At 39.2% G+C, this 12,662-nt stretch carries 17 protein-coding genes, 1 tRNA gene and 3 pseudogenes; 2 read left to right on the forward strand and 19 right to left on the reverse strand.

Annotated features, from left to right (window positions below; genetic code table 11):
• The 8 genes from V757_RS0114665 to petA all read right to left on the reverse strand — a co-directional run bounded on the left by V757_RS0114665 (position 1) and on the right by petA (position 5,266).
• Positions 1-417, reverse strand: coding sequence for an IS3 family transposase (locus tag V757_RS0114665; protein WP_081710690.1), 417 nt, complete (start codon positions 415-417; stop codon positions 1-3).
• On the reverse strand, positions 411-677 hold the full coding sequence (gene tnpA, locus V757_RS0114670; protein ID WP_018027281.1) for an IS66 family insertion sequence element accessory protein TnpA: 267 nt from the start codon (positions 675-677) through the stop codon (positions 411-413). Before tnpA ends, V757_RS0114665 begins: the two co-directional genes overlap by 7 nt.
• Positions 678-905: 228 nt before the next feature.
• A tRNA-Thr gene (locus tag V757_RS24140) sits at positions 906-981 on the reverse strand.
• 68 nt (positions 982-1,049) lie between these two features.
• A complete protein-coding gene (locus V757_RS24145) occupies positions 1,050-1,457 on the reverse strand; it encodes a ClpXP protease specificity-enhancing factor (RefSeq protein WP_023952039.1) in 408 nt (135 codons plus the stop codon).
• 38 nt (positions 1,458-1,495) lie between these two features.
• Positions 1,496-2,107 (reverse strand): glutathione S-transferase N-terminal domain-containing protein, encoded by a 612-nt coding sequence (locus tag V757_RS24150; protein ID WP_023952041.1) that lies wholly within the window; start codon positions 2,105-2,107, stop codon positions 1,496-1,498.
• 230 nt (positions 2,108-2,337) lie between these two features.
• Positions 2,338-3,192 carry a cytochrome c1 gene (locus tag V757_RS24155; protein ID WP_023952043.1) on the reverse strand — a complete coding sequence of 285 codons (855 nt, stop codon included), beginning with the start codon at positions 3,190-3,192 and terminating at the stop codon, positions 2,338-2,340.
• A 17-nt stretch (positions 3,193-3,209) separates the two neighbouring features.
• Positions 3,210-4,595: a cytochrome b gene (locus tag V757_RS24160; protein WP_023952045.1), complete on the reverse strand. Its 1,386-nt coding sequence runs from the start codon at positions 4,593-4,595 to the stop codon at positions 3,210-3,212.
• Between the two features lie 29 nt (positions 4,596-4,624).
• A complete protein-coding gene (gene petA / locus V757_RS24165) occupies positions 4,625-5,266 on the reverse strand; it encodes a ubiquinol-cytochrome c reductase iron-sulfur subunit (RefSeq protein WP_023952047.1) in 642 nt (213 codons plus the stop codon).
• A 125-nt stretch (positions 5,267-5,391) separates the two neighbouring features.
• Here petA and mscL point away from each other — a divergent pair, with 125 nt between their 5' ends.
• The gene (mscL, locus tag V757_RS24170; protein WP_023952049.1) at positions 5,392-5,835 is read left to right on the forward strand and encodes a large conductance mechanosensitive channel protein MscL; all 444 of its coding nucleotides are present in this window, start codon (positions 5,392-5,394) and stop codon (positions 5,833-5,835) included.
• Positions 5,836-5,921: 86 nt separating this feature from the next.
• On the opposite strand, the pseudogene V757_RS24175 reads toward mscL, so the two are convergent.
• Positions 5,922-6,700 (reverse strand): annotated as a pseudogene (locus V757_RS24175) (Nif3-like dinuclear metal center hexameric protein).
• 23 nt (positions 6,701-6,723) lie between these two features.
• Between V757_RS24175 and V757_RS24180 the strand changes: the two are divergent.
• Positions 6,724-7,926 (forward strand): S1C family serine protease, encoded by a 1,203-nt coding sequence (locus V757_RS24180; RefSeq protein ID WP_023952053.1) that lies wholly within the window; start codon positions 6,724-6,726, stop codon positions 7,924-7,926.
• Here V757_RS24180 and tatC read toward each other — a convergent pair.
• The 10 genes and pseudogenes from tatC to V757_RS28100 form a co-directional block, all read right to left on the reverse strand.
• Positions 7,916-8,710 carry a twin-arginine translocase subunit TatC gene (tatC, locus tag V757_RS24185; protein WP_023952055.1) on the reverse strand — a complete coding sequence of 265 codons (795 nt, stop codon included), beginning with the start codon at positions 8,708-8,710 and terminating at the stop codon, positions 7,916-7,918. The two genes, V757_RS24180 and tatC, sit on opposite strands and share 11 nt — an antisense overlap.
• The gene (locus V757_RS29990; protein WP_031274748.1) at positions 8,707-8,967 is read right to left on the reverse strand and encodes a hypothetical protein; all 261 of its coding nucleotides are present in this window, start codon (positions 8,965-8,967) and stop codon (positions 8,707-8,709) included. The genes tatC and V757_RS29990 overlap by 4 nt, the downstream gene beginning before the upstream one ends.
• Complete coding sequence (gene tatB, locus V757_RS29390) at positions 8,927-9,109, reverse strand: Sec-independent protein translocase protein TatB (protein WP_245587033.1); 183 nt, start codon at positions 9,107-9,109, stop codon at positions 8,927-8,929. Before tatB ends, V757_RS29990 begins: the two co-directional genes overlap by 41 nt.
• An 18-nt stretch (positions 9,110-9,127) precedes the next feature.
• Positions 9,128-9,349, reverse strand: a complete 222-nt coding sequence (gene tatA / locus V757_RS24190; RefSeq protein ID WP_023952057.1) for a Sec-independent protein translocase subunit TatA — start codon at positions 9,347-9,349, stop codon at positions 9,128-9,130.
• A gap of 76 nt (positions 9,350-9,425) precedes the next feature.
• On the reverse strand, positions 9,426-9,752 hold the full coding sequence (locus tag V757_RS24195) for a phosphoribosyl-ATP diphosphatase (protein WP_371128770.1): 327 nt from the start codon (positions 9,750-9,752) through the stop codon (positions 9,426-9,428).
• 7 nt (positions 9,753-9,759) lie between these two features.
• Positions 9,760-10,173 (reverse strand): phosphoribosyl-AMP cyclohydrolase, encoded by a 414-nt coding sequence (hisI, locus tag V757_RS24200; RefSeq protein WP_023952061.1) that lies wholly within the window; start codon positions 10,171-10,173, stop codon positions 9,760-9,762.
• Positions 10,174-10,971, reverse strand: coding sequence for an imidazole glycerol phosphate synthase subunit HisF (gene hisF, locus V757_RS24205; RefSeq protein WP_023952063.1), 798 nt, complete (start codon positions 10,969-10,971; stop codon positions 10,174-10,176). It abuts the gene before it with no gap.
• A gap of 5 nt (positions 10,972-10,976) precedes the next feature.
• The gene (gene hisA / locus V757_RS24210) at positions 10,977-11,717 is read right to left on the reverse strand and encodes a 1-(5-phosphoribosyl)-5-[(5-phosphoribosylamino)methylideneamino]imidazole-4-carboxamide isomerase (RefSeq protein WP_023952065.1); all 741 of its coding nucleotides are present in this window, start codon (positions 11,715-11,717) and stop codon (positions 10,977-10,979) included.
• Positions 11,718-11,792: 75 nt separating this feature from the next.
• A pseudogene (gene hisH, locus V757_RS24215) lies at positions 11,793-12,453 on the reverse strand (imidazole glycerol phosphate synthase subunit HisH).
• Positions 12,453-12,662 (reverse strand): annotated as a pseudogene (locus V757_RS28100) (imidazoleglycerol-phosphate dehydratase); the annotation flags it as partial. The pseudogenes V757_RS28100 and hisH, both read right to left, overlap by 1 nt.

A 12,662-nucleotide genomic window follows, 5' to 3' on the forward strand; every position in this document is an offset into this window, starting at 1 on the left:
TCAGCGTAGTCTACGACCATCGGCTAGTGCATCACTCATAAAATCCATTGACCATACCTGATTAGCAGCTGTGGGCACAGCCAGTGGCACTGGCTGCTTTCGTTGAAGGCGTAGGCGAGGTTTAATACGTAAGTTCAATGCTAACTCCTTGTAGATGCGGTAAACACGCTTATGATTCCAAACAACGCCTTGGACATTTCTGAGATAGAAAAAGCATAGTTTAAAGCCCCAACGCTTATTGGCTTGGGTAAGTTTAATCAAGCAATCGGCAATCTGCTCGTCCTCAGCCTTTCCTTTACTTTGATAGTAATAACTTGATGTGCTAATACCCACCGTTCGGCAAGCTAACCTGACAGCAAAGCCTTGACGTGATACAAGTGTTCTTGTCATCGCTTTTCGTAGCGATGGCTTTACCACTTTCCCTCAAGTAGCTCCTTTCGTGCCTCGGAAACTAGCCGCTCCTCAGCATAAAGCTTCTTAAGCTTCGCATTCTCTTCCTGTAGGCGTTTTAGCTCATTGAGCATTGACGAGTCCATGCCGGCATATTTGCTACGCCATTTGTAAAAAGCAGATTGGCTCATGCCGTGCTCACGACACAAATCAGCAACGCTCACGCCGCTCTCATGCTGTTTAAGAATAGATAAGATTTGTCGCTCGGTAAATTGTTTTCTACGCATGAAAAATTCCTTTAAATTTAACAAATAGTTTAACGAAATTTTCCACTCATCGGTGTTTCGATTTTAGAGGAGTATTACCATACCGATATCTTCATATTTTTTGGACTCCTTGGTATCCAAAATTTCCATACCAGTTTAGTGACAAAAATAAAAAAACCTTGCACACAATCGTGTTACAAGGTTAATTATCTTAAGACCCTTGAATATATTAGCAAACAAAGGCTTTAGTGGTGCCGGCTACAAGAATCGAACTCGTGACCTTCTGATTACAAATCAGCTGCTCTACCTGCTGAGCTAAGCCGGCGGCCTAGAAATATAATTATATGGATATTTCGTTTTCTTAGCAAGTTTTTTTTGATTTAAACAGTAATCTTATTCCACCAATTTAAAACCTGTTGTTTTTTGCCCACTTTTATCTTCTGTCTGATTTGAATTTATACCTTGTTCTAATGGTTCTTTACCCTGATATTTTGTCACTTCGAAGCCCATACCCTCCTGAGTCTCTCGTGTAAATATCGCAGCTACAGCTGTAATTGGAAAACTCACCATTTGTGAAACACCATTAAATCGAGCAGAAAAACTAACCCATTCATTATCAATAAAAAAGTCTTTAGTCGCTAAAGGTCCTACATTTAAGGTGATGCTACCATCGCGAACATAGGCCATTGGGACATGGCAATGCTCATCCACTTGTACAACTACATGCGGTGTATAACCTTCTTCTATACACCACTCATAAAGCGCTCTTAATAAATAAGGTTTTGCACTAGCTGGTAACATCATTTTTCCTTTATTAATTAATGGGCGTAACAGCCTAATTAACGACGCATGACTTTCTCAGAAGGCGTTAATGCCTCAATAAAAGCAGGACGAGAGAAAATACGCTCAGCATATTTCTGCAATGGTGCTGCTGATTTCGGTAACTCAATGCCATAGTAGTCTAAACGCCACAATAATGGAGCCATCGTTACATCTAACATAGAAAACTCATCACCTAGCATAAAACGGTTTTTAACCATCACTGGTGCAATTTGTGATAAACGATCACGGATAATGTTACGAGTTTTTGTTAATAAAGCTTCATCAGCACGTTTGCTACAATCTTCTAAAACAGACACATGTACAAATAGTTCTTTTTCAAAATTATGTAAGAATAAACGTGTACGAGCACGCATAATTGGATCTGCAGGCATCAATTGTGGGTGAGGAAAACGTTCATCAATATATTCATTGATAATGTTTGATTCATATAGAATCAAATCACGCTCAACCAGAATAGGCACTGTGCCATAAGGATTCATCACTGAAATATCTTCTGGCTTATTGAACAAATCAATATCTTTAATTTCAAAATCCATGCCTTTTTCATATAACACAAAACGGCAGCGTTGAGAGAAAGGGCAAGTTGTGCCAGAGTAAAGCACCATCATAATTGGGCGACTCCTTTAAAATTTTTATAGATTAACTATGTAGGATGATAGGCTAATAGATAAGTTTGCTGTTTTGTTTCAATCCTACGCTTAACTCATCTATTCTACAAGAAACGACTAGTTGATTACCACTCATTACGCATTAATACGTGATAATCCCTAATTTCAAAACAAAAAGGGTAAGCCCAAAGAGAAGAGGCTTACCCCACACATATTAAAGCGACGTAAACTTATTTAACGTGTTTCCAGTACGCTTTATTTAATTGCCATACAACCGCAAACAAGATAGCTAAGAATAACAATACCCACATACCTAATGTCTTGCGGAACTCTTGCTGAGGCTCAGCCATCCAGCCCATAAACGCTGTCAAATCAGCCACATCTTTATCATATTGGGCTTGTTTTTCTTTGTCTTGGTACGTAATTTCAGCATGGCTTGACGCATGACCTTTGTAATCAGCTAACACCTTATCACTAACTTGTGTTTTATAGCCATCAGCATCCACTTTAGTGACTGTCTCATGCCATTGCTTAGCACCATCTTTCTCAACCTCATGCGTATCGGTGAAAGTTACCTCAACTGGACCTTGATGTTGCCATAATGGATTAGGCATACCTGCGTTTGGGAATACAAGATTATTCCAACCCGTTGGGCGAGACTTATCACGATAGAATGTACGTAAGTAAGTATAGATATAATCTGTACCTGGTTGACCCAAGTTTTCGGCTTTTGCACGAGCCATTAATGATAAATCTGGTGGTGTTGCACCAAACCATAACTTGGCATCCTTAGGACTCATCGCAATAGTCATCTTATCACCAACTTTTTTGCCAGTGAAAAGTAAGTTATTAACGATTTGGTCCTCTGTTAGACCAAGTTGAGTTAAGTTGTTATAACGCAATAAGCTTGCGCCATGACAGTTCATACAGTAGTTGATAAATAGCTTTGCACCGTTTTGCAATGCAGCTTTATCGTTAATTTTGTCAGGTGCTACGTCCCAAGGGTGACCAGCTTCTGAAGCCATTGCCACACCACTGCCGATTGATACCACCATGAGTAATGAACCTAAAATCTTTTTAATCATGTTCTTTCCTAAAAATCTTAGTGAGGGCGGTAAGTCACACGCTCAGGAACTTGTTTAAATGTACCTAAACGACTCCAAATTGGCATAAAGAAGAAGAATGCCAAATATACAACTGTACCTACTTGCGAAATGATATTTAACATTGGTGACGGTGCTTTTGTACCAATAATACCCAAAATCACGAAGTCAATGATAAAAATCGCATAAACAAGCTTATGCCAACCCGGACGGTAGCGAATAGATTTAACAGGTGATTGATCTAACCATGGCAAGAAACCAAGAATCACTACTGTACCACCCATCACAACAACACCCCAGAATTTTGCATCAAAAATACGTAAGGCAAATGCTACAGCAATTAATACAATTGCCCAGATGAATTTCCATGGTGAGCGAACATTTTTACTCAATAAAATACCGATAGCAAATAATACAGCAAACGCTACCAATGCCCATGTAAACTCGTCAGTTGTTGCACGTAACATTGAATAGAATGGTGTGAAATACCAAACTGGTGCAATGTGCGGAGGAGTTTTAAATGGGTCTGCAGGTAAGAAGTTATTAGACTCTAAGAAATAACCACCCATTGTTGGAGCGAAGAACATAATCGCTGCGAAAACGATTAAGAAACCAGCAACACCAACCAAGTCGTGTACTGAATAATAAGGATGGAAAGGAATACCATCTAATGGACGACCATTTGCATCTTTCTTAGCCTTGATTTCTACACCGTCAGGGTTATTAGAACCCACTTCATGTAAGGCAATAATGTGAGCAACTACTAAACCAATTAATACTAATGGAATAGCAATCACGTGGAAAGCAAAGAAACGGTTAAGTGTTGCATCAGATACAACGAAATCACCACGAATCCATACAGATAAGCTTTCACCCACAAATGGAATAGCAGAGAATAAGTTAACAATTACTTGCGCACCCCAGAAAGACATTTGTCCCCAAGGTAATAGATAACCGAAGAATGCCTCAGCCATTAAACACAAGAAAATAGCTACCCCGAAAATCCACACTAACTCACGTGGCTTGCGGTATGAACCATAGAACATCCCACGTAGCATATGTAAATACACAACCACGAAGAACATTGAAGCACCCGTTGAGTGCATATAACGGATAATCCAACCATAAGGCACTTCACGCATAATGTACTCAACTGAAGCAAACGCTAGGTCTGAATCAGGTTTATAGTGCATTACCATGAAAATACCAGTCACGATTTGAATCACTAACACTAATAAAGCAAGTGACCCAAAGAAATACCAGAAGTTAAAATTCTTAGGGGCATAGTACTCACTAAGATGCTCTTTCCAAAGCTTGCTTGCTGGGAATCGGTGGTCAATCCAACCTAATAATCCCGTTGTTTCTACAACTTTATCGCCGGCCATTTTAGGCTCCTTAAATTAATGAGGCAAAACTAGCCTGCTGCTTGTTCTAAACCAACCATAACTGTATTGTCATCAACAAAATAATATGGTGGAACCAATAGATTATCTGGAGCTGGTTGGTTTTTAAGTACACGACCAGCCAAGTCAAATTGCGAACCATGGCAAGGGCATAAAAAACCACCCCCCCAATTCGCAGGCATACCTTCAGCACCACCAACGGCAAAACGAGGTGAAGGTGAACATCCTAAATGTGTACAAATACCAACACAAATTAACCATTGCTCTTTGCGTGAGCGATATGGATTTTTAGCAAATTCTGGCGTAAATCCAGGACGATCAGAGTTAGGATCTGCTAAGAAGTCATCCATTTTTTTCAAGCCAGCAATCATTTCTGGTGTGCGATGTAAAATCCAAACTGGCTTACCTTGCCACTCTGCAGTCACCATTGTGCCTGCAGGAATAGCACTTAAATTAACCACAACTGGCGCACCAGCTGCTTTTGCACGTTCTGACGGGTTCATTGATGCAACAAACGGAACTGCCGTTGCTACACCAGCTACACCACCCACAGCACAGGCTGTGCCTAGCCAAAAACGGCGAGAAGGGTCTTGAGGTAAGACATCTGGAGAAGCCTGCCCTTCATTTTGATGTAAATGTATATCCTGACTCATTATCGATCCTTATTGATACTGCCAAGGTGTAAAAAAAAATTAACGTTATTTAAATAGATTTATTTAAACTTATCTTGCTATTATATACCGTGTAAACATTTTCAACGCAAAAAAGGAAACAAATTATGAGCAAAGCACGGGGTTTTATTAAAGAATTCCAAGAGTTCGCTGTAAAAGGCAACATGGTTGACCTAGCAGTTGGTGTCATCATCGGTGCTGCATTTGGCAAAATTATTGATTCTCTTGTAAAAGATATCATTATGCCTTTTATCAACTTTATCCTAGGTGGTGATGTTGATTTTAGTAGTAAATTCATTGTGTTATCACAACCAGAGGGTTATACTGGCCCTCAAACATTAGATGCATTAAGAGAGGCTGGCGCTAACATTTTCGCTTATGGTAACTTTATCACGATCTTAATTAACTTCATCTTATTAGCTTTTGTTGTATTTTTACTTGTTAAAGCTATTGCTAAAGCACGTGCTCGTTTTGAAGCAGAAAAAGCAGCAGAGCCAGATCCAGAAGATATCGTTCTATTACGTGAAATTCGTGATTCGCTAAAAAAATAAGTTGATAAAGAAATTCTTCAATAAAAAGAGATTTGACTGAAGCCATTATTAACCTAATAATGGCTTTTTTCTTTAAAATCAAATAGTTATATAGGATTATATATTTCTATATAATCCACCTCAATACTAGGAAATTGCTGTTTTATCGCCCTTCCTAATGCCTGAATACCATAGCGCTCCGTCGCATGATGCCCTGCAGCAATATAAGCCACACCACTCTCTTGAGCCATGTGATACACCTGCTCAGAAGCCTCACCAGTGATAAAAACATCAGCCCCTGCATTAATAGCCACATCAAAAAAGCCTTGTGCACCACCAGTACACCAAGCGACTTTTTTAACTCTCTTATTTTTGTCTCCAATAAACAACACTTGCCGCCCTAACTTTTCTTCAATATGTGAGACAAAATCACCTAAGCGTTCTTTCCCTAACGGAGGCTCTCCTAACCATACTAGTTTTTGTTCTCCACAACTTACTGGTTTACCGTCCTGCATCAAAATTTGTAGCTCTAACACAACACCTAATTGTGTGTTATTCCCCCATTCTGGGTGCGCATCTAGGGGTAAATGATAGCCAAAAACATTTAATTCCTGTTTAATAGCATAAGCGATACGTTCATATTTTTGATTCACTATGCAGGAATCCTCATTTCTCCAAAACCAACCATGGTGAACAATTACCGTATCTGCTTTGGCTTGAGCTGCTTTTTCTAATAATGCTTTTGAAGCAGTTACACCTAAAACTATTTTTTTTATGAAAGGTTTTCCCTGCAACTGTAATCCATTTGGGGCATAATCTTTAAAAGCATCGGGCTTAATGATTGATTAAGCCATTGTTGTAATTCTGCTCGACTAACTAGATTCATTTTATTTCCTTTGTGGTTTAATCATGCAACGCATATGGTCTATTTTCTCTCAAACTGTCGCTATTATTCTTGCTATTATTTTTATTCTAGCAACATTACGACCTGCATGGGTAAACACCTTTCTGCTAAACACACCTCTTAGCACCAAACCAACAGCAACGGTTAAAATTCAAAACACCACGGAAGCAACACCAAGCATGACAACAACAATTGTCACCTCATATGCTGATGCAGTGAAACTGGCTGTCCCTTCTGTAGTGAATATTTATTCAACTAAGAAAATTGCCTCACCTTTTAAAAATCTACCCGATATTCCTTCCTTACGCCCATTCTTAAATACCCCTAATTCTCGAGAGGATATTACTCGCCCTACAGACTTAGGGTCAGGCGTTATTGCTACTCCAGATGGGTATATTTTAACCAATTACCACGTGGTAGAAGCTGCAGACTCTATTGAAGTAGCATTGCATGACAGTCGAAAGTTTAGTGGTCAATTCATAGGGGCAGATCCAGATACCGATTTAGCCGTCATTAAAATTGAGGCGAATAATCTCACTCCTATTCCCTATAATGCAAATGCTAAACTAAATGTCGGAGATGTCGTACTTGCCATCGGCAACCCCTTTGGGGTCGGTCAAACTACAACAATGGGAATTATTTCTGCATTAGGCCGCTCAGGTTTAGGTATTAATACCTATGAAAACTTTATTCAAACTGATGCTGCCATTAACCCAGGTAATTCTGGAGGAGCATTGATCAACGTCAATGGCGATCTTATCGGTATTAATACAGCTATCTATGCTGAAAAAGACTCTAGCAGCGGTGCTTTAGGTATTGGTTTTGCCACACCAGCAGATACAGCCCTAAAAATCATGCAAGAAATTATCCAAACAGGTCGTGTAACTCGTGGTTGGTTGGGCCTAGAGCTTCAAGAAGTTACGGCAGACCTTGCCAAAGCCTTTAACCTAAAAGAAACCAAAGGCGTGATTATCGCTTCTCTTGTTCCTAATGGTCCTGCCGCTAATGCTAAGCTTGCTGTTGGTGATATTGTTACCGAATTAGATGGTAAGCCAGTGACTTCAGTCAATCAAATGATGAATGAGATTGGATTACTCAAACCGGGGACAGAGCTTAAAGCAACTATCTTACGAGCCAATAAATCCATCCCTGTAGTTATTGTATTAGGAACAAAACCCGAGAAAAAACGCTTATCTACTAAGCATTAAAGTCATTGGTATTTGAATTTGTAGTAGAGCTAGGTTTAGCTTTAATCAGTTTTGCACCAATGATCCCTAGCTCATAAAGACAAATAAGTGGTACAGCCATCATAAACTGACTAATGACATCGGGTGGTGTTAATACAGCGGCAATAATAAAAGCACATACAACCACATAAGGTCGAATGTTCTTTAATTTTTCTACACTAGCAATTCCTGTACTTACCAACACCAATACCACTACAGGCACTTCAAATGTCAATCCAAAGGCCAAAAACATAGTCATCACAAAATCCAAATAGGCTTCAATGTCAGGTGCAAATGTAATACTTTCGGGGGATACCGCAGCGATAAAATGAAAAACCGTCTTGAAAACAAAGAAATAACAAAAGGCGATACCTACAAAAAATAAGATATAGCTAGAAATCACTAGAGGTACGACTAACCGTTTTTCATGCTTATACAAACCAGGAGCTACAAATGCCCATGCCTGATACAACACAAAAGGTAATGCCACTACAAACGCAATCATTAGTGTTACCTTTAGAGGAACCAGAAATGGGGTAATCACACCATAGGCAATCATTTTATCGCCAGCTGGTAACGTTGATACCATAGGTTTTGCTAGAAAGTCATAAAGCTCTTTGTTGCCAGGATAGATACATAGAATAGCGAATACAACTAATACCCCCACTACAGCGTATAATAACCGTGAGCGTAATTCAACTAGATGGGATATTAGACTTTCGTCTTTTTGGCTAGGCTCTTCAGAATGATTTTCTAATTGATTCATGACTCTGTTTTATCTGTAGATGATGTCTCTGCAATTTTATTAGTCGGCTTTAAGGAAGATATATCAGGCAACTCCTGTTTAATATCTTGTTTTAATTGTTGTGCTGTATCACCCATTTCTTTTTTAACACTAGCTAATGGATCTTTGATATCAGATACTGCCTTCTCAAAATTATTTCGCATCTGTGTAGTTGCCTCTTGAACATCAGCCTTAATCTTACTGAGCTCTTCTATATCCATTTCTCGCTGAATATTCATTTTTGATATCACTCATGTAGCGCTGGGCACGCCCTGTAAGGTGTCCTATTGTACGAGCTACCTTTGGCAGTCTCTCTGGCCCTAATACAATGAGTGCCACAATACCAATAATAAAGAGTTCACTAAAGCTTAAACCAAACATAAGAGGCAACTCAAAAAATTACTCAGCTTTTTCTTTCGCTTTTACATCAACAGTATTTACATCTTCTGACTGTTGGTTTGTGATAGATGACGGCTCACCCTCACCCTCTTTCATGCCCTTTTTGAAACCTTTTACGGCCCCGCCTAAGTCTTCTCCAACATTACGTAATTTCTTAGTGCCAAATACAAGCACAACAACTAGTAATACAATTAACCAATGCCAAATACTTAAACCACCCATTCTGATACTCCTAAAATCAATCAGATATTTTAAAATTAAACTTTTATAATGTGATGACAAAACTCTTTCATCTTCATTATGATCTCCGTGATGCTTTTTCCTCTAAACCCGAAACACCTTCACGGCGTTTAAGTTCTTGTATCACATCTTCTGGTGTTAAACCATAGTAGGTTAATGCCACCATGCTATGGAACCACAAATCAGCCGTTTCCGCAACAATCCTTTGTTTCTGCTCATCTTTACAAGCCATTACTAATTCTGTTGCTTCTTCACCAATTTTTTTTAAAAAACCATCAGGCCCTTTGCTAAAGAGTTTCGCCACATATGAAGTCTGTTCGTCCCCACCATTCTGAGGTAAACGTGACTCAAGTGTTTTACTCAAATCATGTAAAAAATCCTGCATATTTAAATCATTCATGTGTTTCTTTATAAATTTCTTTTGGATCTTTAAGGACAGGATCAACTGCCTGCCATGATAGTTCATCTGTTGCTGGGTCTTGCTCTAGTTTCAAATAAAAACAACTTTCACGCCCTGTATGACACGCCACGCCATGTGCTTGCTCTACTTTTAACAAAATAACATCTTGATCACAATCTAAACGTATTTCATGTACTTTTTGAACATGCCCAGACTCTTCTCCTTTACGCCACAGTTTTTTACGAGAACGAGACCAATAGACAGCCACTCTCGTTTTAACTGTTTCTAATAGTGCTTCATGATTCATCCATGCCACCATAAGAATACGCCCAGTCCTATAATCTTGTGCAATTGCTGGAATCAAGCCATTATCATCGAATTGTACTTGTTTTAACCAAGCAGACATTTAAACACCTCTTACAGCAATACCTTGTTTGCTCATATATTCTTTACATTCTGCAATCGTATATTCACCATAGTGAAAAATACTAGCAGCTAAAACAGCATTAGCCCTACCCTTTGTCACACCATCTGCTAAATGCTGTAAATTACCAACACCACCAGAAGCTATGACTGGTATAGCAATAGCATCCGATACTTCTCGAGTTAACTCTAAATCGAAGCCTGATTTTGTACCGTCCTTATCCATACTCGTTAGTAGAATTTCTCCAGCCCCATAATCAGCCATCTTAATAACCCATTCTAGAGCATCAATCCCAGTTGGTTTACGCCCTCCATGAGTATAAACTTCCCAACGATTAGGCTCTCCTTCTTTACTAACTTTGCGTGCATCAACAGCTACCACTATACATTGTGAGCCATAATATTGACTAGCTTCTAATACCAGTTCTGGACGAGCTACTGCTGCACTGTTTATAGAAACCTTGTCAGCACCCGCATTTAATAAGCGTTGCACATCACTGACCTCTCGTACACCTCCACCAACAGTCAAAGGGATGAATACTTGCGAGGCCACTTGCTCAATAATGGGAAGTATTAAATCTCTACCATCACTCGTTGCTGTAATATCCAAGAAGGTTAATTCATCTGCACCTTGTTCGTTGTAGCGACGAGCAATTTCCACTGGATCACCAGCATCACGCAATTCAACAAAATTCACACCTTTTACCACCCTGCCTGCAGTGACATCAAGACAAGGAATAATGCGTTTTGTTAAGGTAGAAACTGGAGTTATGGCATTCACTTTTATTAATCCTCTAATTCATCAACGTAGCGTTGAGCTTCTTCAAAATCAAGTGTTCCTTCGTAGATACTTCTGCCTAAGATAACGCCTTCAACACCCTCATCTGTTAATGGAACTAATGCCTTAATATCATCCATATTGTGAACGCCACCAGAAGCAATAATAGGAATATTTACAGCACGAGCCAAGGCTAATGTCGCCTCAATATTCACTCCTGTTAACATACCATCACGACCAATATCGGTATAAATAATTGATTCAACACCAAAGTCCTGATAACGTTTAGCCGTCGTAATCACATCATGCTTAGTAATTTTGCTCCAACCATCGGTCGCAATTTTACCGTCTTTGGCATCTAACCCTACAATAATATGACCTTGGAAGACAGAGCAAGCATCTTGTAAAAATAATGGATCCTTAACAGCCGCAGTACCAATAATCACATATTCTAGTCCCATGTCTAGATAAGCTTCGATGGTATCCATATCACGAATACCCCCACCAATTTGTACTGGAATTTCATCATCCACAGCAGCTAAAATACTTTTTATAGCTTCAGCATTCTTGGGTTTTCCCGCAAATGCACCATTTAAATCAACTAGATGTAAGCGATTAGCTCCTTTATCTAGCCATTGCTTAGCCATTGCACCCGGATCATCGGAAAATACAGTAGCATCATTTAGCTCACCCTGACGAAGACGTACACAACGCCCATCTTTAAGATCAATTGCAGGAATTAACAACATATCAGTTCACAAAAAACAAAAATGATTAAAAATTATCCAAAAATGTATTTATACCCTATTTTTGTATAGATTTTATTAAATTTTCCACTCAACAAAATTACGATAGAGTTTTAGACCATATTCAGCACTTTTCTCAGGATGAAATTGCGCCGCAAAAATATTGTCTTTAGCCACTGCGCACGTGAATGGATATCCATACAAACTACTGCCCACAGTTAATGATGGTTCACTAGGAACAACGTAATAACTATGCACAAAATAAAAAAAAACTGTTATCTGGAATACCATTCCAGATAGGATGACTACGTTCTTGTTTGACTTGAGACCAACCCATATGTGGCACTTTAAGATGCTCACGGTGGTCATTTAAATGGGGTTTTGCAAACACCTCGCCTTCAAATTTGGCGACATATCCCGGAAATAACCCCAAGCATTCTGCATTGCCTTCATCACTACGTTCAAAAAGCATTTGCTCGCCTACGCAAACACCCAATAATGGTTTATTTTTAGCGGCTATCAACAACGATTCTTTTAAACCTGAACGTTCTAGATTGAGCATACAATCCTTCATTGCCCCTTGTCCAGGTAAAACAACTTTATCTGCTTGATCTAGCAACTGAACAGTATTGGCTAAATAAACATTCGCCTCTGGAGCAGCATAACGCAAAGCTCTTTGTACAGAATGGATATTTCCCATTCCATAATCCACAATCGCTATATTGACATTGGAGCCCATTACAATACACCTTTGGTAGAAGGAATAACCCCCTCAGAACGAGGGTCTGGTGTTACGGCCATACGTAAAGCACGACCAAAAGCTTTAAATACAGTCTCTGCCTGATGGTGCGAATTAATCCCTTCCCTTTCAGATTATCAATGTGCAATGTCACTAAAGCATGGTTAACAAATCCTTGGAAAAATTCACGGATAAATCAACATCCAAAT

Source organism: Pelistega indica (assembly GCF_000506865.1).
GTDB lineage: Bacteria > Pseudomonadota > Gammaproteobacteria > Burkholderiales > Burkholderiaceae_B > Taylorella > Taylorella indica.